Below are 19,818 nucleotides of genomic sequence, written 5' to 3'. Positions count from 1 at the left end.
CTGCACCGACATGAGCGACGAGCCACAGCAGCAGAACGGGGACCCGGACGACCGGGGCTGGGCCCCCAGGGACCTGACTGCCGACGCTGCCGCCCCCGCGGAACAGGGCACCCCTGCCAAGGCCGCCGGAAAGCAGAAGAAGCCCAGGCGCCCCAAACGGACCGGCTGGCGACGCGCGATCCCCACCTGGCGCGTGGTCCTCGGCGGCATCCTCCTCGTCGCACTGGTTCTGATCGGCGGCTTCATCGCCGGCTACCAACTCGTCGACATCCCGCCCGCCAACGCCAGCGCCACCGCCCAGTCCAACGTCTACCTCTACAAGGACGGCAGCGTCATCGCCCGCGACGGCGAGGTGAACCGCGAGAACGTCAAACTCGCCCAGGTCCCCCGCACCGTCCAGCACGCGGTCCTCGCCGCCGAGGACCGCGACTTCTACTCCGAACGCGCCGTCGACATCAAGGCGATGGTCCGGGCCGGCTGGAACACCCTCACCGGCAAGGGCAAGCAGGGCGGCTCCACCATCACCCAGCAGTACGTCAAGAACTACTACCTGGGCCAGGAACAGACCGTCGTCCGCAAGATCAAGGAATTCTTCATCGCGATCAAGCTCAACCGCGAACAGTCCAAGGACCAGATCTTCGAGGGCTACCTCAACACCAGCTACTTCGGCCGCAACGCCTACGGCATCCAGGCCGCCGCCCAGGCCTACTACAGCAAGGACGTCGGCGACATCACCACCGCCGAAGGCGCCTACCTCGCCTCCCTGCTCAACGCGCCCAGCGCCTACGACGTCGTCACCCACCCCGAGAACAAACCCGCCGTCCTCGCCCGCTGGAACTACGTACTCGACGGCATGGTGAAGGAGGACTGGCTCGGCCCCGGCGAACGCGCCATCCTCGCCTTCCCCATGCCCGGCGCGGTCAAGCCCGCCAACAGCCTCTCCGGACAACGCGGCTATATCGTCCAGGCCGTCGAGGACTACCTCGTGCAGAACGACATCCTCGACGAGAAGACCCTCGCCACCCGCGGCTACCGCATCACCACCACGCTGGAGAAGAAGAAGCAGGACGCCCTGGTCAAGGCAGTCGACGACAACGTCATGTCCAAGACCAGCAAACAGAACAAGGCCGACCGCAACGTCCGCGTCGGCGGTGCCTCCATCGACCCCGCCACCGGCCGCGTCCTCGCCATGTACGGCGGCATCGACTACACCCAGCAGTACGTCAACAACGCGACCCGCCGCGACTATCAGGTCGGCTCCACCTTCAAGCCGTTCGTCTTCACCTCCGCCGTCGCCAACCGCTCCACCACCCAGGACGGCCGCCGCATCACCCCCAGCACCATCTACGACGGCACCAACAAACGCATGGTCCAGGGGCCCGGCGGACCCACCGGATACGCCCCCGCCAACGAGGACGACGTCAGCTACGGCCCCATCACCGTCCGCACCGCCACCGACAAGTCCGTCAACGCCGTCTACGCCCAGATGGCCGAGGACGTCGGCCCGGAAAAGGTACGCACCACCGCCATCGACCTCGGCATCCCCAAGGACACCCCCGACCTCACCGCCTCCCCCTCCATCGCCCTCGGCCCCTCCACCGCCAGCGTCCTCGACATGACCGAGGCCTACGCCACCCTCGCCAACCACGGCGAACACGGCGCCCACGTCCTCGTCGACCACGTCACCAAGGACGGCGAGGCCATCAAACTCCCCGACCGCACCACCGAACAGGCCGTCACCCGGGAAGCCGCCGACACCACCACCTCGATCCTCCGGAGCGTCGTCGACGGCGGCACCGGCACGGCAGCCCAGGGCTCCGGCCGCCCCTCCGCCGGAAAGACCGGCACCGCCGAGGAGGACAAAGCAGCCTGGTTCGCCGGCTATACCCCCGACCTCGCCACCGTCATCGCCGTCATGGGCCAGAACCCCGACACCGGCGCCCAGAAACCGCTCTACGGAGCACTCGGCCTCCCCCGCATCAACGGCGGCGGCGCCCCCGCCCAGACCTGGGCCCAGTACACCCGAACCGCCCTGCGGGGCACCCCCGTCGAGAACTTCCACCTCGACCTGGAGAGCGGCACCGGCGCGACCGAACTGCCCAGCGCGGAGAACACCGCACCCGGCACCACCGGCACACCCTCCCGGACCCCCTCCAGCACGACCCCGAACACCCCCACCAGCATCCCGCCCACCGCCCCCTCCACCCCGCAGACCACCCCCGGCACCTCCGACAACCCCATCGGCGGCATCACGGACGGCGGCACGGACAACGGGGGCGGCGGCAACGGGGGCGGCACAGGCGGTCAGGGCAACGACGGAGGCGGCAACGGCGGCCGGGAGGAAGGGGGCACCGGAGGCCTCCTCGAAGGCGCCCGCGGCACCCGCGCCCCCGCCGCCCCCGGCCGTCAGTGACCCGACGTCGCCTTCAGCCCCACCACGGCCACCAGCAACAGACACACGAAGAAGATCCGGGCCGCCGTCACCGGCTCATGCAGCACGACCATGCCCAGCACCGCCGCACCCGCCGCACCGATTCCGACCCACACCCCGTACGCCGTACCGATCGGCAGGGTCCTCGCCGCATGCGACAGCAACAGCATGCTCGCCACGATCCCCAGCCCCGTGAACACACTCGGCCACAAGCGGGTGAACCCCTCGGTGTACTTCATCCCGATCGACCAGGCCACTTCCAGCAGACCCGCGACCACCAACAAGACCCACGCCACGACAGCACCTCCGACGAGAACGAACACGCGAACATCACGGTGCGTCGTCTTTGCGAAACCCGGTACGGCGCGTCTCGTCGGGGTCACACCACCGTAGCAAGGAACAGGCAAAAGGCCTGGTGACCACAGTCACCAGGCCTCGTCCCACAGTCCGCGAGCGCTACAGATACAACCCGGTCGAATCCACCGAGCCCTCGAACCGGTCCGCAGCCACCGCATGCAGATCCCGCTCCCGCATCAGCACGTACGCCACGCCCCGCACCTCGACCTCGGCACGGTCCTCGGGGTCGTACAGCACCCGGTCCCCCGGCTCCACCGTCCGCACGTTCTGCCCCACGGCGACCACTACGGCCCACCCCAACCGACGCCCGACCGCAGCCGTCGCCGGAATCAGAATGCCTCCGCCGGAACGCCGCTCGCCCTCCGGCGAATCGGACCGCACCAGCACGCGGTCGTGCAACATCCGGATGGGCAGCTTGTCGTCGCTGTTCTCGCTCACGCCCCGCAACCTACCTGTCCGCGCCACCAACGCGTGCCCTCGGGGGTCAACGCTTCCTGCGCCGCCCGGACACAACGAACAGACCCATCACACCCACCGTCAGCAACGCCACCGGAACCACCCGCTCCAACCGCGGTGCGCCGTCCTCCGAGACGAACTGCGCCTTCACGTCCGACACCGCCCGGTTCACCGCGACGAACGCCCGCCCGGCCGTCCGGTCCACAGTCCCGGCCACCTTCGCCTTCGCATCACCAATGATCGTCTTCGGGTGCACCCGCACCCCGATCTCATCGAGCACCACCGCGAGCTGCTCGCGCCTGCTGATGATGTCCGCCTCGATCTGCGCAGGGCTCCTGGCATCCGACACTGCGCCGCCTCCGTGGTCCTCGTCCGGTAAACCTTCATCGACAGTCTGTCAGCTCGACCGCTCCCGCACCCGACGGCACCCCTATTACTCTCGGTCCCGTACACCCCACGTACCAACGAGGAGAACCATGAGCGAGCGACTCAAGCCCGGCGACACCGCCCCCGCCTTCACCCTCCCCGACGCCGACGGGAACGACGTCTCGCTCGCGGACCACAAGGGCCGCAAGGTCATCGTCTACTTCTACCCCCGCGCCCTTACCCCCGGCTGCACCAAGCAAGCCTGCGACTTCACCGACAACCTCGACCTCCTCACCGCCGCCGGCTACGACGTCATCGGCGTCTCCCCCGACAAGCCGGAGAAGCTCGCGAAGTTCCGCGAGGAGGAAAACCTCAAGGTCACCCTCGTCGGCGACCCCGCCAAGGAAACCCTGGAGGCCTACGGCGCCTTCGGCGAGAAGAAGAACTACGGCAAAACGGTGATGGGCGTCATCCGCTCCACCATCGTCGTCGACGAGAACGGCAAGGTCGAGCACGCCTTCTACAACGTCCGCGCCACCGGCCACGTCGCCAAGATCATCAAGGATCTCGGTATCTGACCCGGGCCAAAACGGCCGGAAACCCCCCGCGGATTGGGCCGAACGGCCGAAACATGTGATGGACATCCCAATCCTCGGGCGAATCGGTTTGCAACCGCCATGACCGCGCAGAAGCCTTTCCTGGAACACCCACCGAGGAAAGGACCCGGCCATGGCGGCCTCCGACCCCCACCAGGCGGCCGACCCTGAAGCGGTCAAACGCCACCCCGCGCTCTTCCGTGCCATCCGAAAGCGCCAGAACCCCAAACTGCGCAGGACGGACATCACCGTCACGGACGACCAGGCGGTCAAGCGCGCGGTCAAGGCGGCATCACTCGGTAACGCCATGGAGTGGTTCGACTTCGGCATCTACTCCTACCTGGCCGCCACCCTGGGCCATGTCTTCTTCCCGTCCGGGAACGACACCACCCAGCTCCTCTCCTCCTTCGCCACCTTCGCCGTCGCCTTCCTCGTACGCCCCCTGGGCGGCATGTTCTTCGGCCCCATGGGCGACAAGATCGGCCGCAAGAAGGTCCTCGCCCTCACCATGATCCTGATGGCGGTCGGCACCTTCGCGATCGGCGTCATCCCCTCCCACGACACCATCGGCGTGGGCGCCCCCATCCTGCTCATCGTCTTCCGGATGCTCCAGGGCTTCTCCACCGGCGGCGAGTACGGCGGCGCCTCCACCTTCATCGCCGAGTACGCCCCCGACAAACGACGCGGCTTCTTCGGCAGCTTCCTCGAATTCGGCACCCTGGCCGGATACGTCGGAGCGGCCGGGCTGGTCACCGCGCTCTACGCCCTCCTCAACGACACCCAGATGGAAGCCTGGGGCTGGCGCATCCCCTTCCTCGTCGCCGGCCCCCTCGGCCTCGTCGGCCTCTACCTGCGACTGCGCCTCGACGAGACCCCCGCCTTCCAGAAACTGGAGGGCGGCACCGCGCACGCCACCGAAGCGGCGGACAGCGTCGAGACGACCGCCAAGGGCGACCTCGCCAGGATCTTCCGCGACTACTGGCCGACGCTGATCCTCTGCATCTGCCTGGTCGGCGCATACAACATCACCGACTACATGCTCCTGTCGTACATGCCGACGTACCTCTCCGACGAACTCGGCTACAGCGAGACCCACGGCCTGCTGATCCTGCTCGCCGTCATGGTGTTCCTGATGCTGATCATCAGCCAGGTCGGCAAACTCTCCGACCGTTTCGGCCGCAAGCCCCTCCTCATGACGGGCATGCTCGGCTTCCTGATCCTCTCCCTCCCCGCCTTCCTCCTGATCCGCCAGGGCAGCATCCCCGCGATCACGATCGGCATGCTGATGCTGGGCCTCTCCCTGGTCTGCATGCTCGGGACGATGTCCGCGGCGCTCCCGGCCCTGTTCCCGACGAACGTCCGCTACGGGTCCCTGTCGGTGGGGTACAACCTGTCGGCGTCGATCTTCGGCGGTACCACCCCGCTGGTCATCACCGCGCTGATCAGCTGGTCCGGGTCCAACCTGATGCCGGCGTACTACGCGATGGCGGCGGCACTGGTGGGCGTGATCGCGGTGGCCTGCATGAAGGAGACCGCCAACAAGCCGCTGGCCGGCTCGCCCCCGTCGGTGGAGACGGACGCGGAGGCGGAGGAACTGGTCGCGGCCCAGACCCCGGACCCGAAGTTCTGATCCTCGCCCCACCCTCACGGCCCGTACCGCTTCGACGAAAGCGGTGCGGGCCGCCTGCGGATCGACACGCTCGACGATGTCGGGGTTCCTCGCGAGTGCGCGAGGTGCGGCACCGACGAGACGTGGCGGGGAAGCCGTCTCGTCCTCGACGTCGACCACATCGATGGCAACCGGCTCAACAACCGCCGGCAGGACCTGCGATGCCTGTGCGCGTCCTGCCACAGTCGGACCGGAACCTTCTCGAAGCGCCGCAACGTCGCACAGTAGAGTAGGCCGCGCGGGTCCGTACCCCAGCTGGCTAGAGGGCGCCGGTTTAGGTCCGGTGTGTCGTGGGTTCGAATCCCACCGGGCCCACAGGCGAAAAGAGGCCGCCACCTTCGTTTCGAAGGTGGCGGCCTTCTGGGTGTCAGCTCACGAGCTCCCGCACCACGGGCACCAACGCCCGGAACGCCTTCCCCCGGTGACTGATCGCGTTCTTCTCCGCCGGGGTCAGCTCCGCACAGGTGCGGGTCTCGCCCTCCGGCTGGAGGATCGGGTCGTAGCCGAAGCCGTGCGCACCGGCGGGGATGTGGCGCAGGGTGCCGAGCAGGCGGCCCTCGACCACACGTTCCGTGCCGTCGGGGAGGGCGAGCGCGGCCGCGCAGGCGAAGTGGGCGGCACGGTGCGGGGCATCGATGTCGGAGAGCTGGGCCAGGAGCAGGTCCAGGTTGGCCCGGTCGTTGCCGTGGGTGCCGGACCAGCGGGCCGAGAAGATGCCGGGGGCGCCGCCGAGTACGTCGACGCAGAGGCCGGAGTCGTCGGCGATGGCGGGGTGGCCGGTGGCCTGGGCCAGGGCGTGGGCCTTGAGGAGGGCGTTCTCGGCGAAGGTGACGCCGGTTTCCTTGACGTCGGGGATCTCCGGGTACGCATCCGCGCCGACGAGCTCGTGGGTGAGGCCTGCGTCGGCGAGGATCGCGTGGAGTTCGGTGATCTTCCCGGCGTTGCGGGTGGCGAGGATGAGGCGGGTCATGGGTCGATTATCGCCGCCCGGGTGGCCGCGGCTTACGGGGTGCAGACCTTGCCGATCTCCGTTGCCGCGTCGGTGACGGGGGTGATGTCGGGAGTGGCGTCGCCCTTGTCGATGGAGTCGCGGACGTTGGCGACGCCTGCCTGGAGGTCGTCGACGGCCTTGCTGAGGTCGGCGTCGTCGGTCTTGCCGCCGAGGTTGCCGAGCTCCTTCTCGATCTGGTCGAGCGATTCGGAAGCCTGGGTGGGGTCGTTGGAGGCGTTGGCGACGGCCTGTTGGAGGTTGTCGACGCTGGTGGCGATGGCGTCGGCGGTGCGTACGCAGTCCAGGGTCTTGTCCAGTGCGCCGCAGCCGGCTGCGGCGGTGACGGTGAGCAGCGCGGCGGCGATGGCCAGTGCGGTGCGGCGGTGGTGTCGGTGGCGCGTGGCCATGGGTGGGTCCCTCCCCGGGTGCGGATACGCGGACGGGCGCACGGTTCGACCCGTGCGCCCGTATTCGTATCGACGCTGTGCGTGGGGACTTGGTTGCTTCTTTACCTGACCGGCCGTTGTCGCTACTCGCCGAGGGTGCGGGCGAGGGCGCTCTTCTGGAGCTGGGTGAGGTCGGCGCAGCCTGCGGTGGCGAGGTCGAGGAGGGCGTTCAGTTCCTTGCGGTCGAAGGGCTCGGCCTCGGCGGTGCCCTGGATCTCGACGAAGCGGCCGTCGCCGGTGCAGACGACGTTCATGTCGGTCTCGGCGCGGACGTCCTCCTCGTAGCAGAGGTCGAGGAGGGGGGTGCCGTCGACGATGCCGACGCTGATCGCGGAGACGGTGCCGGTCAGCGGCTTGCGACCGTGCTTGATGATCTTCTTGCCCTGGGCCCAGGTGATGGCGTCGGCGAGGGCGACGTAGGCGCCGGTGATGGCGGCGGTGCGGGTGCCGCCGTCGGCCTGGAGGACGTCGCAGTCGAGGACGATGGTGTTCTCGCCCAGGGCCTTGTAGTCGATGACGGCACGCAGGGAGCGGCCGACGAGGCGGCTGATCTCGTGGGTGCGGCCGCCGATCTTGCCGCGAACGGATTCGCGGTCGCCGCGGGTGTTGGTGGAGCGGGGCAGCATGGAGTACTCGGCGGTGACCCAGCCTTCGCCGCTGCCCTTGCGCCAGCGGGGGACGCCTTCGGTGACGGAGGCGGTGCAGAAGACTTTGGTGTCGCCGAAGGAGACGAGTACGGATCCTTCGGCGTGCTTGCTCCATCCGCGTTCGATGGTGACGGGGCGGAGCTGGTCGGGGGTGCGGCCGTCGATACGAGACATGGCGTCGACTTTATCGGGTGCGGGGTGTGGGCCGTTGCGGTGCGGGGCGGGTGCCGCGTACGCCGCAGGCCCCGCCCGGTGGGCGGGGCCTGCGGGGTGTCGGGCCGGAGCCCGTGGCGTTCAGCGGCGGGTCACATCATGTCTTCGATGTCGGCGGCGATGGGGTCGGCGTCGGTGCCGATGACGACCTGGATCGCGGTGCCCATCTTGACGACGCCGTGGGCTCCGGCGGCCTTGAGCGCGGCTTCGTCGACCTTGCCCGGGTCGATGACCTCGGTGCGGAGGCGGGTGATGCAGCCTTCGACCTCTTCGATGTTCTCGATTCCGCCGAGCCCGGCGACGATCTTCTCAGCCTTGCTGGCCATGGCCTTCTCCCTGGTTCTTCACGTACGTGCGACGGCCCACCCTGGGTCCGTTTCGTCACGGTAACGCACGGTTGGCCCAACTTCGCGAGCGAGTGACCGGACCATCACCAATGATGACGATCACCGGCGCCCTGTCTTCCGGGCGGGCTCCGCACCGTACCGCAACTGGTCTACACCAGTTTGCAACACCCGCCAAACGTGGCCTGTTCCGGGAGGACGCCGATGAGCTCAAGCAGCGCAGCGATCCCACAGAAGAAGTGGTGGAACGGCCTCTTCCAGGGCCTCCAGAAGATGGGGCGCAGCCTTCAGCTCCCGATCGCCGTCCTGCCGGCGGCAGGCATCCTGAACCGGCTGGGCCAGCCGGATGTGTTCGGCGACGAGGGTCTCGGCTGGAACAACATCGCCAAGGTGTTCGCGGCGGCCGGTGGTGCGCTGCTCGACTCGGGTCTCGGTCTGCCGCTGCTGTTCTGTGTGGGTGTCGCGATCGGCATGGCCAAGAAGGCGGACGGCTCGACGGCACTGGCGGCGGTGACGGGGTTCCTCGTCTACTACGCGGTGCTGCACGCGTTCCCGGTGGACTGCGCGTCCGGTTCGACGTTCGTGTCGGGCGGCACCTGGTTCGGTACGTGTGTGACGAAGGGCGCCGAGGTGACGGCGGCCGAGTACCAGAACCCCGGAGTGTTCGGCGGCATCGTGATGGGCCTGATGTCGGCGTGGTTCTGGCAGCGGTACCACCGGGTCAAGCTGGTGGACTGGCTCGGCTTCTTCAACGGCCGGCGCCTCGTCCCGATCATCATGGCCTTCGTCGGCCTGCTCTTCGCGGCGCTGTGCGCCTGGCTGTGGCAGCCGGTCGGTGACGCCCTGACCAGCTTCTCCGAGTGGCTGGTGGGCCTGGACTGGCTGGGGTCCGGCATCTTCGGTGTGGCCAACCGTGCCCTGCTGGTCTTCGGTCTCCACCAGTTCCTGAACACCTTCGTCTGGTTCCAGTTCGGTGACTACACCAAGCCGGACGGGACGATGGTGCACGGTGACATCAACCGGTTCCTGGCGGGCGACCCGACGGCCGGTCAGTTCACGACGGGCTTCTTCCCGATCATGATGTTCGCGCTGCCGGCGGCGGCGCTGGCGATCTACCACTGTGCCAAGCCGCACCGCCGCAAGGCGGTCGGCGGCCTGATGATCTCGGTCGGCCTGACGTCGTTCGTGACGGGAATCACGGAGCCGATCGAGTACTCGTTCCTCTTCGTCGCGCCTCTGCTGTACGCCATCCACGCGGTGCTGACCGGCGTGTCGATGGCGGTGACGTGGGGGCTCGGGACCAAGGACGGATTCAGCTTCTCGGCCGGTCTGATCGACTACGTCATCAACTGGAGTCTGGCGACGAAACCCTGGCTGATCATCCCGATCGGGCTGGCGTTCGCGGTCGTGTACTACGCGATCTTCCGTTTCGCGATCACCAAGTTCGACCTCCAGACCCCGGGCCGGGAGCCCGACGAGCTGGAGGCGGAGATCGAGAAGGACCTCACGAAGTAGCTGCTCCACGGGGTGTGAGCCCCGGGCTGCCAAGGCCCTCGGACCCTCGGGTCCGGGGGCCTTCGGCATGTCACTGAGCGTGGGTGGTGGCTACTGCGAAGTAGTCGGAAATCACAGGTTCCTTATCTAACCCTCACCGTGCTACAACTGGTCTACACCACTCAGTGGTCCAGACCACGCGACGCCTGCGCGTCGCGTTTCTTGAGTCGTCGCCCACCCAGAACACCCTGTCCCTGGCGGCGCCTTGCCTACTGGAGGAAGTTGATGAGTACGGCCACCGCCACGGCGGCCCCCGCGAAGAAGCGGGGCTCCGGCGTGTTCCAGGGACTGCAGAAGGTGGGGCGCAGCCTCCAGCTGCCGATCGCCGTGCTGCCGGCCGCGGGCCTCATGGTGCGGCTGGGGCAGCCGGACGTGTTCGGCGCCGACGGTCTCGGCTGGGACAAGGTCGCCGCCGTGTTCGGCAACGCAGGCGGCGCGATCACCGGCAACCTGCCGATGCTGTTCTGCATAGGCGTGGCCATCGGCTTCGCCAAGAAGGCCGACGGCTCCACCGCACTCGCTGCCCTTGTCGGCTTCCTGGTGTACAGCAAGGTCCTTGAGGCCTTCCCCGTCACCGAAGCGGTGGTCCAGAAGGGCGCGGACACTGCGGCCACGTACAACAACCCGGGCGTGCTCGGCGGCATCATCATGGGCCTGCTGTCCGCGGTGCTGTGGCAGCGGTACCACCGCAAGAAGCTGGTCGACTGGCTCGGCTTCTTCAACGGCCGCCGCCTTGTGCCGATCATCATGGCCTTCGTCGGTGTGATTGTCGGCGTGTTCTTCGGTCTGGTCTGGGAGCCCATCGGCGAGGGCATCGGCAACTTCGGTGAGTGGATGACCGGCCTCGGCTCGGGCGGTGCGGCTCTGTTCGGTCTGATCAACCGCGGGCTGATCCCGATCGGGATGCACCAGTTCGTCAACACCGTCGCATGGTTCCAGCTCGGTGACTTCACCGACGCAGCAGGCGCCGTCTCGCACGGCGACTACGGCCGCTTCCTCGCCGGTGACCCGTCCGCCGGTATGTTCATGTCGGGCTTCTTCCCCATCATGATGTTCGGCCTGCCGGCCGCCGCCATCGCCATGGCCCACGCCGCCCGCCCCGAGCGCCGCAAGGCCGTGATGGGCATGATGGTCTCCCTGGCGCTGACCTCGTTCGTCACCGGCGTGACGGAGCCCATCGAGTTCTCGTTCATGTTCATCGCGCCACTGCTGTACGTGATCCACGCGGTCCTCACGGCCCTGTCCCTCGCAGTCACCTGGGCCCTCGGCGTCCACGCGGGCTTCAACTTCTCAGCCGGTCTCATCGACTACGCCCTGTACTGGAAGCTCGATACGAAGCCCTGGCTGATCATTCCGATCGGTCTCGTCTTCGCCGCGCTGTACTACGTGGTCTTCCGCTTCGCCATCACCAAGTTCAACCTCACCACCCCGGGCCGTGAGCCCGAGGAGGAGATCGAGGACCTGACCAAGTAGGCCCCGGTCAGCGAGCCCGACAGCACCGAAGCCCTCACCTTCACGACGGAAGGTGAGGGCTTCGTCGTACGCCGTGCCTCAGATCTCGTACACCGCGCCCGGCACCGCCAGCTCCGTCGGACCGCCGAAGACCTCGCGGGCGTCCGACAGGTTGCGGTCGGCGTCGGTCCACGGCGGGATGTGGGTGAGGACCAGGCGGCCCACCTGCGCCCGGGCGGCGAGTTCGCCCGCCTCGCGGCCGTTGAGGTGGAGGTCCGGGATGTCCTCCTTGCCGTGGATGAACGACGCCTCGCAGAGGAAGAGGTCGGCGCCCTCCGCGAGCTCGTCCAGGGCCTCGCAGGTGCCGGTGTCGCCGGAGTACGTGAGCGAGCTGCCGCCGTGCTCGATGCGGATGCCGAACGTGTCGACGGGGTGGCAGAGCTTCTCCGTACGCACCGAGAAGGGGCCGATGTCGAACGAGCCGGGCTTCAGGGTGTGGAAGTCGAAGACCTCGCTCATCGCGTGGTCGGACGGGGTGTCGGCGTGTGCGGTGGTGAGCCGCTGCTCCGTGCCGTCGGGGCCGTAGACCGGGATGCGGGCCGGGCGTCCGCCGTCGTGCGGGTAGTACCGGACGACGAAGTACGCGCACATGTCGATGCAGTGATCGGCATGGAGGTGGCTGAGGAAGATGGCGTCGAGGTCGTAGAGACCGACGTGGCGCTGCAGCTCGCCGAGGGCGCCGTTGCCCATGTCGAGGAGCAGCCTGAAGCCGTCGGCCTCTACGAGGTAGCTCGAGCATGCCGATCCCGCGGACGGGAACGAGCCGGAGCAGCCGACGACGGTGAGCTTCATGGAGCGTGAACCTCCGAGACGTGGGAACGGGGAGGGTTCGTGCGGTTCGTTGAGCGTAAGGCGCGAAAGAGGTGGTCGCTCCTTCGAGGCGGGTCGTTGTGGGGGAACTCACCTGTGCTGTCACCGGTTCGATGGAAGCGCGGCGCCCCTGGGGGGCTTGTGGCGGGGGCGCCTGCGACGGGCCTGTTCCCCTGCCCGCCCTTCCCGTTTCGGGGGCTCCGCCCCGGGGCGGAGCCCCCGAAACGGCGGACGCCGGGGCCCCGGACCTGTGTGGTCCGGGGCCCCGGCGTCCGGGAGGCCGAAGCGCGCGGGCAGCTACGCCCAGAGCTGGCCGTGCAGCGTTTCGATCGCCGCTTCCGTCGTGGGCGCGGTGTAGACGCCCGTCGACAGGTACTTCCAGCCGCCGTCGGCGACGACGAAGACGATGTCGGCGCTCTCGCCCGCCTTGACCGCCTTGTTGCCGACGCCGATCGCGGCGTGGAGCGCGGCGCCGGTGGAGACACCCGCGAAGATGCCCTCCTGCTGGAGGAGTTCGCGGGTGCGGGTGACGGCGTCGGCGGAGCCGACGGAGAAGCGGGTGGTGAGGACGGAGGCGTCGTAGAGCTCGGGGACGAAGCCCTCGTCGAGGTTGCGCAGGCCGTAGACGAGGTCGTCGTAGCGCGGTTCGGCGGCGACGATCTTGATGCCGTCGACGTTTTCGCGCAGGTAGCGGCCGACGCCCATGAGGGTGCCGGTGGTGCCGAGGCCCGCGACGAAGTGGGTGATGGAGGGGAGGTCGGCGAGGATCTCGGGGCCGGTGGTGGCGTAGTGCGCGCCCGCGTTGTCGGGGTTGCCGTACTGGTAGAGCATCACCCAGTCGGGGTGCTCGGCCGCGAGTTCCTTGGCGACGCGCACGGCGGTGTTGGAGCCGCCCGCCGCCGGGGAGGAGATGATCTCGGCGCCCCACATGGCGAGGAGGTCGCGCCGCTCCTGGGAGGTGTTCTCCGGCATCACGCAGACGATGCGGTAGCCCTTGAGCTTGGCCGCCATGGCGAGGGAGATGCCGGTGTTGCCGCTGGTGGGTTCGAGGATGGTGCAGCCGGGGGTGAGCCGGCCGTCCTTCTCGGCCTGCTCGACCATGTGGAGCGCGGGGCGGTCCTTGATCGAGCCGGTGGGGTTGCGGTCCTCCAGCTTGGCCCAGATGCGGACGTCGTCCGACGGTGACAGCCGCGGCAGGCGGACGAGCGGGGTGTTGCCCACTGCGGCGAGCGGGCTGTCATAGCGCATCAGTTCATGCCGCCCGCGACGGCCGGGAGGATGGTGATGCTGTCGCCGTCGCTGAGCTTGGTGGAGATCCCGTCGAGGAAACGGACGTCCTCGTCGTTGAGGTAGACGTTCACGAATCGGCGGAGCTGCTCTCCGTCGACGATGCGCTCACGGATGCCGGTGTGGCGGCTTTCCAGGTCCGTGAAGAGGTCGGCGAGGGTGTCCCCGTTGCCTTCGACGGCCTTGGCGCCGTCGGTGTAGGTGCGGAGGATGGTCGGGATGCGGACCTCGATGGCCATGGCGTGGGCTCCTGTCGAAGCGGAGTGGTGGCGGTGGGCGCGCGGCTCTGCCCCCGCGCGGGGGTGGTGCGTGCTCGGTGACGTCCGGTGGGGCGGCGCCGGGCCTCGGCCCGGCTCAGGCCTCGCGGTCGGCGGTCCGGTGGTTCGTACAGATCGCGCTGGCGAGTCGGCACAGGTCGACGTGCAGGCGCGCCACGAGCAGCATGCCCGGCGTCTTGTCGCTCACGTCATGGGGAACCATGCGCTCATCGTATCGATTCCCGGTCCGGGATCCGGAATGTGATCTCACCTGGTGGATGGTTGGCGTTCGACAGGTGGACAGGGCCGGGTGGCCGGCCCTGCCCGGCGGCTGCGGGGGCGGGTCAGGCGGCGGGGTACGCCGCGACGACCTCGACGTCCTCCTCGGTGATCTCGCCGTCCACGATGCGGTACGAGCGGAACTGGAAGGGCCCTGCCTCGTCGGCGTCCGCGGTCGATACGAGGACGTAGTGGGCGCCGGGTTCGTTGGCGTACGTGACGTCGGTGCGGGAGGGGTAGGCCTCGGTCGCGGTGTGCGAGTGGTAGACGATCACGGGCTCCTCGTCGCGGTCGTCCATGTCGCGGTAGAGCTTGAGGAGGTCGGCCGAGTCGAATTCGTAGAACGTGGGCGAGCGGGCCGCGTTGAGCATGGGGATGAAGCGTTCGGGGCGGCCGGTTCCGGCGGGCCCGGCGACCACGCCGCACGCCTCGTCGGGGTGGTCGGCGCGGGAGTGCGCGACGATCTGGTCGTACAGCGCCTGGGTGATGGTCAGCATGGCGCCCAGGATAGGACGACGGGCCCCTGCGTACCGAGGAGTGGTACGCAGGGGCCCGCATCGTGGACGCGACCTCTGTGGGGCCTGTGGTTCAGCGGTCGGCGAAGGCCTTGTTCTCGGGGTTGCGGGCCTTGAGGACCAGGTAGGAGACGCCGAGGATCAGGGCCCACAGGGGGGCGCAGTAGAGCGAGATCCTCGTGTCCTTGTCGATGCCCATCATGACGATGACGACGCCGATGAAGGCGAGCGCGAAGACGCTGGTGTACGGGGCGCCGGGGGCCCGGAAGGTGGACTGCGGGAGGGCTCCGCGGTCGGCCAGGCGGCGGTAGCGGAGCTGGCTCATGAGGATCATGATCCAGGCCCACATGCCGGAGATGGTGGCGAAGGAGACGACGTAGGTGAAGGCGTCACCGGGCCACTGGTAGTTGATCCAGACGCCGACGAGCATGAGTGCGGCGGAGACCGTGGTGCCGACGAGGGGAGTGCCGCTCTTCGTCAGGCGGGTGAAGAGCTTCGGGCCCTGTCCGTTGAGCGCGAGGTCGCGCAGCATGCGTCCGGTGGAGTACATGCCGGAGTTGCACGAGGAGAGCGCGGCGGTCAGGACGACGAAGTTGACGATGCCCGCGCCGAGGCCGAGGCCCATCTTCTCGAAGGCTTCGACGAACGGGGAGACGCCCGGTGAGAACTCGGTCCAGGGGACGACCGAGAGGATCATGATGAGGGCGCCGACGTAGAAGACCGCGATGCGCCACGGCACGGTGTTGATGGCCTTGGGCAGGACAGTCTTGGGGTCCTTGGACTCGCCCGCGGTGACACCGACGAGCTCGACGGCGAGGAAGGCGAACATCACGATCTGCAGCGTCATCAGGGTGCCCTTGATGCCGTGCGGGAAGAAGCCGCCGTCGGACCACAGGTGGGTGACGGAAGCGGTGTCGCCGGCGTCGGAGAAGCCGAGCGTGAGGATTCCGGCGCAGATGAGAATCATGCCGACGATGGCGGTGACCTTGACCATCGAGAACCAGAATTCGAGTTCACCGAACAGCTTCACGGAGATCAGGTTCACGCCGTACAGAATGATCGTGAAGATCAGTGCGGACACCCATTGCGGAATGTCGAACCAGAAGGTCATGTACTGGGCCGCAGCGGTGACTTCGGTGATTCCGGTGACGACCCAGAAGAGCCAGTAGGTCCAGCCGGTGACAAAGCCGGCGAAGGGGCCGATGAATTCGCGGGCGTACTCCGAGAAGGAGCCCGAGACCGGGCGGTACATGAGGAGTTCACCGAGAGCCCGCATGATGAAGAAGATCACCAGGCCCGCGACCGCGTACGCCAGGATGAGGCTGGGTCCGGCCTTGGCGATGGCCTTGCCCGCGCCGAGGAAGAGGCCGGTACCGATGGCCCCACCGATCGCGATCATCTGGATCTGACGGGCGCCGAGTGCTCTCTGGTAGCCCTCGGCGGACGTGGCATCCGCGGCTGCGGGGTGCGGGCCGCCCTGTCCCTTGTCGTCGACCTGCGCCGATGTCATGTGATGCGCCTTTCTCCACGCTGATCCGCGCCTTGCGGCTGCGGATCAGGTCCTGATCCCCCCGGATATGGATGGAGTGCCACCGGCGGTTGCCGGCTCGTAGCGCCTACCCGGGAACAGGGGTGGCGTCCCCGAGTGGTCGTGAAGATTTATCACGGCCACATCGGTGATCCACCGGACATTATGTGGCGCATGCCACAGGAAAAAGCGGACAACGGTGTCCAGGCACTGCAAAAAAGACCGATCAGGTGACGCGATCGTTATTCGGATTTGAGCGTCCGTTGAGCGAACACAGAGCCGCTGCCCGTGCGTGCTGCGTTACTGCATCAGCGTTTCGATAAGCGTTTCCTGGAGTGCGCCCAGCCAGAGGTAGGCCATGACCATGGGCTTGCGCGGATCGCTGTCGGGCAGCCGGTAGAGGGAGCCGTCCTCGCTCCCGTCCTCGTCGGACACCTCCAGCCGGGTGCCGATGGTGAGCCGGAGGTCGTTGAGGGAGCCGAGCCAGCTGCGGCACTCGTCGGCGTCGAGGGTGAGTACGGCGACACCGCCCGCCCCTCGCCCACCGCCCCTGCCGGATTCGCTGCGCGGGGCCTCCTCCGGCTGCGGCGTGAGCGCGTCGAGGGTGCGGACGACGACGAGGGCGTCGTCGCGCTTGCGGGTGCGCAGGTCGTTCTCGGTGAAGCGGCGGAACTCGGCCGACGCGGCGCGCAGTTCGGTGTCGTCGTCGCCGTAGGCCTCGGGGAAGAGGCGGGCCAGGGCGGGGTCGGAGGGCGGTTCGCTGGGGCCCTCGGCGAAGAGGGCGGCGAGCGGGTCCTCGCCCTCGGCGGGTTCGTCGCCGGGGCCGATGAGCTCGAGCAGCTGGACGGCGAGGGAGCGCAGGATCGCGATCTCCACCTCGTCGAGCGCGACGGCCGCGCCGCCGCCGGGGGTGGCCTCGAAGTGGCCGGCCATGGGTTCTCTCCGATGGTGGTCGGGCGGGGCGGACGGGACGGATCAGGGGGTCAGTTGCGGTCCTGGGTGAGGGTGGCCCACAGTCCGTAGCCGTGCATGGCCTGGACGTCGCGTTCCATCTCTTCGCGGCTGCCGCTGGAGACGACGGCACGGCCCTTCTGGTGGACGTCGAGCATCAGCTTGTGCGCCTTGTCCTTGGAGTAGCCGAAGTAGGCCTGGAAGACATAGGTCACGTAGCTCATGAGGTTGACCGGGTCGTTGTGGACCAGCGTCACCCAGGGGACGTCGGGCTCGGGGACGACGAGGTTCTCCTCGGCCGATTCGGGACGTTCGATCTCTACGGGGGCGACGCTCACCTACCCCATGCTGCCACCCGGGAGGGGGCATCGCACAAACGGGGCCGGTGGCGCGGCGGGCGCGCCACCCCCATCTCGTCACTTTGACGAAATAGGGGTAGCATCCCCGGCATGAACTCAGCGGACCTTGGGCGACGGGTCGGTGTGCCGTCGACCGCGCTCTTCACCGACCAGTACGAGCTCACGATGGTGCAGGCCGCGTTGAAGGCCGGCACCGCCGACCGGCGCTCGGTCTTCGAGGCGTTCACCCGCCGGCTGCCCGAGGGACGGCGCTACGGCGTCGTCGCGGGCATCGGGCGGGTTCTGGACGCTGTGGAGAACTTCCACTTCGACGACGAGATGCTCACCTTCCTGCGCGACCAGAGCGTCGTCGACGGGCCCACGCTCGACTATCTGGCCGACTACCGCTTCAGCGGCGACGTCTGGGGTTACCCGGAGGGCGAGGTGTACTTCCCGGGCTCGCCGATCCTGCGGGTCGAGGGTTCCTTCGCCGAGTGCGTGCTGCTGGAGACGGTGATCCTGTCGATCCTCAACCACGACTCCGCGATCGCCGCGGCGGCCTCCCGGATGTCGGCGGCGGCGGGCGGACGCAGGCTGATCGAGATGGGGGCCCGTCGCACGCACGAGCTGTCGGCGGTGGCGTCGGCCCGTGCGGCGTACATCGGCGGATTCGACACGACGTCGGACCTCGCCGCGGGCTTCCGCTACAACATCCCGACCGTCGGCACGAGCGCCCACGCGTTCACCCTGCTGCACGACTCCGAGCGCGATGCGTTCCGCGCCCAGGTCGACTCGCTGGGCCGTGACACGACACTGCTGGTCGACACGTACGACGTCACCGCCGCGGTCCGTACGGCGGTCGAGGTGGCCGGGACGGAGCTGGGCGCGGTACGGATCGACTCCGGCGACCTGCTGCTGGTCGCCCACCGGGTGCGTCAGCAGCTGGACGAGCTGGGTGCCACGGAGACGAAGATCGTGGTGACGTCGGACCTGGACGAGTACGCGATCGCGTCGCTGGCCGCGGCGCCGGTGGACGCGTACGGGGTGGGCACGCAGCTGGTGACCGGCAGCGGGCACCCCACCTGCTCGATGGTCTACAAGCTGGTCGCCCGCGCCGCTTCGGCGGACCCGGCGGACGAGCTGCTGCCGGTGGCGAAGAAGTCGCTGGGCGCGAAGTCCTCGAAGGGCGGTCGCAAGTGGGCGGCTCGCCGGCTGGACGAGGACGGTGTCGCCGAGGCCGAGGTGATCGGCACCGGTCCGGTCCCGGCGGAGCTGGCCGGCCGGCAGCTGCTGGTGGAGCTGGTCAGGGCCGGCGAGGTGGTCGCGCGCGAGCCGCTGGACGCTGCGCGGGAGCGGCACATCGCCGCGCGGGCGGGGCTGCCGATGTCTGCGATGCAGTTGTCCCGGGGGGAGCCGGTGCTGCCCACGGAGTACGTGTGAGGGGGCGGGGATGCGGTACGGGGGCGCCCGGCGGTCATTTCGTGCTCGGTCCACCCCGGCCCGACGGGCGCGGGGCCCCCTCGACGGGCCCGATTTTGCCCGGACAAGCTTGATTTTGCCCGGCCGCGCTTGATTTGCCCTGGGCGTCCCCCTCCCTAACGCACGCCTGATTCCCTAGGCTCGTTGCCACCCCCGTAACCGCCGCTCGCTCCCCCACCGAAGGAACCCGCCATGCACCGCGCCTTGATCGTCGTGGACGTCCAGAACGACTTCTGCGAGGGCGGGAGTCTCGCGGTGGCCGGGGGCTCCGATGTCGCTGCCGCCATCACCGATCTGATCGGTGAGGCCCAGCCCGGCTACCGGCACGTGGTGGCCACCCGTGACCACCACGTCGACCCCGGTGACCACTTCTCCCCGGAGCCGGACTTCGAGCACTCCTGGCCCGCGCACTGCGTCGCCGGCACGGAAGGCGTGGGGTTCCACCCCAATTTCGCCCCCGCGGTCGCCTCCGGGGCGATCGACACCGTCTTCGACAAGGGTGCGTACGCTGCCGCGTACAGCGGCTTCGAGGGCCAGGACGAGAACGGCACGGGACTGGCCGAGTGGCTGCGTGAGCGCGGGGTCACCGAGGTCGACGTCGTCGGCATCGCGACCGACCACTGCGTCCGGGCCACCGCGCTCGACGCCGTCCGTGAGGGTTTCGCCACCCACGTACTGCTGGATCTGACCGCGGGCGTCGCCGAGGCGACGACGGAGCGTGCGCTGACCGAGCTGCGGGACGCGGGCGTGGTCCTGTCCGGCAAGCCGGTGGTCTGAGCGGCGGGTCCGGGG

At 68.6% G+C, this 19,818-nt stretch carries 22 protein-coding genes, 1 tRNA gene and 1 riboswitch; of the genes, 8 read left to right on the top strand and 15 right to left on the bottom strand.

Annotation, left to right across the window (positions count from 1 at the left end):
- Positions 1 to 10 precede the first annotated feature (10 nt).
- Positions 11 to 2,413, top strand: a complete 2,403-nt coding sequence (locus tag OG538_RS23275) for a transglycosylase domain-containing protein (protein ID WP_406096563.1) — start codon at positions 11 to 13, stop codon at positions 2,411 to 2,413.
- Here the strand turns inward: OG538_RS23275 and OG538_RS23270 are convergent.
- From OG538_RS23270 to OG538_RS23260, 3 genes are all read right to left on the bottom strand, one after another.
- The gene (locus OG538_RS23270; RefSeq protein ID WP_018555875.1) at positions 2,407 to 2,727 is read right to left on the bottom strand and encodes a multidrug efflux SMR transporter; all 321 of its coding nucleotides are present in this window, start codon (positions 2,725 to 2,727) and stop codon (positions 2,407 to 2,409) included. The two genes, OG538_RS23275 and OG538_RS23270, sit on opposite strands and share 7 nt — an antisense overlap.
- A gap of 38 nt (positions 2,728 to 2,765) precedes the next feature.
- Positions 2,766 to 2,830: riboswitch (guanidine-III (ykkC-III) riboswitch) on the bottom strand.
- A 57-nt stretch (positions 2,831 to 2,887) separates the two neighbouring features.
- Positions 2,888 to 3,226: a co-chaperone GroES gene (locus OG538_RS23265; protein WP_136325477.1), complete on the bottom strand. Its 339-nt coding sequence runs from the start codon at positions 3,224 to 3,226 to the stop codon at positions 2,888 to 2,890.
- A gap of 46 nt (positions 3,227 to 3,272) precedes the next feature.
- Complete coding sequence (locus OG538_RS23260) at positions 3,273 to 3,593, bottom strand: DUF3618 domain-containing protein (RefSeq protein WP_406096561.1); 321 nt, start codon at positions 3,591 to 3,593, stop codon at positions 3,273 to 3,275.
- A 127-nt stretch (positions 3,594 to 3,720) separates the two neighbouring features.
- Here OG538_RS23260 and bcp point away from each other — a divergent pair, with 127 nt between their 5' ends.
- From bcp to OG538_RS23245, 3 genes are all read left to right on the top strand, one after another.
- Positions 3,721 to 4,188: a thioredoxin-dependent thiol peroxidase gene (gene bcp / locus OG538_RS23255; protein WP_406096559.1), complete on the top strand. Its 468-nt coding sequence runs from the start codon at positions 3,721 to 3,723 to the stop codon at positions 4,186 to 4,188.
- A 151-nt stretch (positions 4,189 to 4,339) separates the two neighbouring features.
- On the top strand, positions 4,340 to 5,836 hold the full coding sequence (gene proP, locus OG538_RS23250) for a glycine betaine/L-proline transporter ProP (protein ID WP_406096557.1): 1,497 nt from the start codon (positions 4,340 to 4,342) through the stop codon (positions 5,834 to 5,836).
- Positions 5,837 to 6,115: 279 nt separating this feature from the next.
- Positions 6,116 to 6,190: transfer RNA gene (locus tag OG538_RS23245), tRNA-Leu, on the top strand.
- Between the two features lie 52 nt (positions 6,191 to 6,242).
- On the opposite strand, the gene rdgB is transcribed toward OG538_RS23245, so the two are convergent.
- The 4 genes from rdgB to OG538_RS23225 form a co-directional block, all read right to left on the bottom strand.
- The gene (rdgB, locus tag OG538_RS23240; RefSeq protein WP_406096555.1) at positions 6,243 to 6,845 is read right to left on the bottom strand and encodes an RdgB/HAM1 family non-canonical purine NTP pyrophosphatase; all 603 of its coding nucleotides are present in this window, start codon (positions 6,843 to 6,845) and stop codon (positions 6,243 to 6,245) included.
- 32 nt (positions 6,846 to 6,877) lie between these two features.
- Positions 6,878 to 7,273, bottom strand: a complete 396-nt coding sequence (locus OG538_RS23235; RefSeq protein ID WP_406096553.1) for a hypothetical protein — start codon at positions 7,271 to 7,273, stop codon at positions 6,878 to 6,880.
- A 122-nt stretch (positions 7,274 to 7,395) separates the two neighbouring features.
- Positions 7,396 to 8,133, bottom strand: coding sequence for a ribonuclease PH (gene rph / locus OG538_RS23230; RefSeq protein ID WP_406096551.1), 738 nt, complete (start codon positions 8,131 to 8,133; stop codon positions 7,396 to 7,398).
- Positions 8,134 to 8,264: 131 nt separating this feature from the next.
- Positions 8,265 to 8,498, bottom strand: a complete 234-nt coding sequence (locus OG538_RS23225) for a glucose PTS transporter subunit EIIB (protein ID WP_093708643.1) — start codon at positions 8,496 to 8,498, stop codon at positions 8,265 to 8,267.
- A gap of 222 nt (positions 8,499 to 8,720) precedes the next feature.
- Between OG538_RS23225 and OG538_RS23220 the strand changes: the two genes are divergently transcribed.
- Both OG538_RS23220 and OG538_RS23215 read left to right on the top strand, forming a co-directional pair.
- On the top strand, positions 8,721 to 10,031 hold the full coding sequence (locus OG538_RS23220; protein WP_406096549.1) for a PTS transporter subunit EIIC: 1,311 nt from the start codon (positions 8,721 to 8,723) through the stop codon (positions 10,029 to 10,031).
- 264 nt (positions 10,032 to 10,295) lie between these two features.
- Positions 10,296 to 11,543: a PTS transporter subunit EIIC gene (locus tag OG538_RS23215; RefSeq protein ID WP_406096547.1), complete on the top strand. Its 1,248-nt coding sequence runs from the start codon at positions 10,296 to 10,298 to the stop codon at positions 11,541 to 11,543.
- A 78-nt stretch (positions 11,544 to 11,621) separates the two neighbouring features.
- Here the strand turns inward: OG538_RS23215 and OG538_RS23210 are convergent, their stop codons facing one another.
- The 8 genes from OG538_RS23210 to clpS all read right to left on the bottom strand — a co-directional run bounded on the left by OG538_RS23210 (position 11,622) and on the right by clpS (position 17,547).
- A complete protein-coding gene (locus OG538_RS23210; protein ID WP_406096545.1) occupies positions 11,622 to 12,374 on the bottom strand; it encodes an MBL fold metallo-hydrolase in 753 nt (250 codons plus the stop codon).
- Positions 12,375 to 12,689: 315 nt separating this feature from the next.
- Positions 12,690 to 13,640, bottom strand: a complete 951-nt coding sequence (locus tag OG538_RS23205; protein ID WP_406096543.1) for a PLP-dependent cysteine synthase family protein — start codon at positions 13,638 to 13,640, stop codon at positions 12,690 to 12,692.
- A complete protein-coding gene (locus OG538_RS23200) occupies positions 13,640 to 13,918 on the bottom strand; it encodes a MoaD/ThiS family protein (RefSeq protein WP_136325491.1) in 279 nt (92 codons plus the stop codon). Before OG538_RS23200 ends, OG538_RS23205 begins: the two co-directional genes overlap by 1 nt.
- 115 nt (positions 13,919 to 14,033) lie before the next feature.
- A complete protein-coding gene (locus OG538_RS23195; protein WP_406096541.1) occupies positions 14,034 to 14,159 on the bottom strand; it encodes a putative leader peptide in 126 nt (41 codons plus the stop codon).
- A gap of 121 nt (positions 14,160 to 14,280) precedes the next feature.
- The gene (locus OG538_RS23190) at positions 14,281 to 14,712 is read right to left on the bottom strand and encodes a Mov34/MPN/PAD-1 family protein (RefSeq protein WP_406096539.1); all 432 of its coding nucleotides are present in this window, start codon (positions 14,710 to 14,712) and stop codon (positions 14,281 to 14,283) included.
- Positions 14,713 to 14,803: 91 nt separating this feature from the next.
- The gene (locus tag OG538_RS23185; RefSeq protein ID WP_406096537.1) at positions 14,804 to 16,240 is read right to left on the bottom strand and encodes an amino acid permease; all 1,437 of its coding nucleotides are present in this window, start codon (positions 16,238 to 16,240) and stop codon (positions 14,804 to 14,806) included.
- Between the two features lie 318 nt (positions 16,241 to 16,558).
- Positions 16,559 to 17,191: a DUF2017 domain-containing protein gene (locus OG538_RS23180; RefSeq protein WP_406096535.1), complete on the bottom strand. Its 633-nt coding sequence runs from the start codon at positions 17,189 to 17,191 to the stop codon at positions 16,559 to 16,561.
- A gap of 50 nt (positions 17,192 to 17,241) precedes the next feature.
- Positions 17,242 to 17,547: an ATP-dependent Clp protease adapter ClpS gene (gene clpS, locus OG538_RS23175; RefSeq protein ID WP_018555894.1), complete on the bottom strand. Its 306-nt coding sequence runs from the start codon at positions 17,545 to 17,547 to the stop codon at positions 17,242 to 17,244.
- Positions 17,548 to 17,658: 111 nt separating this feature from the next.
- On the opposite strand from clpS, the gene OG538_RS23170 reads away from it, so the two are divergent.
- Both OG538_RS23170 and OG538_RS23165 read left to right on the top strand, forming a co-directional pair.
- Positions 17,659 to 18,987 (top strand): nicotinate phosphoribosyltransferase, encoded by a 1,329-nt coding sequence (locus OG538_RS23170; protein WP_406096533.1) that lies wholly within the window; start codon positions 17,659 to 17,661, stop codon positions 18,985 to 18,987.
- A gap of 231 nt (positions 18,988 to 19,218) precedes the next feature.
- Positions 19,219 to 19,803, top strand: coding sequence for a nicotinamidase (locus OG538_RS23165; protein ID WP_406096531.1), 585 nt, complete (start codon positions 19,219 to 19,221; stop codon positions 19,801 to 19,803).
- Positions 19,804 to 19,818 lie beyond the last annotated feature (15 nt).

Origin of the sequence: Streptomyces sp. NBC_01013 (assembly GCF_045162765.1) — a bacterium.
Lineage (GTDB): Bacteria > Actinomycetota > Actinomycetes > Streptomycetales > Streptomycetaceae > Streptomyces.
The sequence above is the reverse complement of the archived record's forward strand: the minus strand, read 5'-3'. Positions and strand labels throughout refer to the sequence as shown.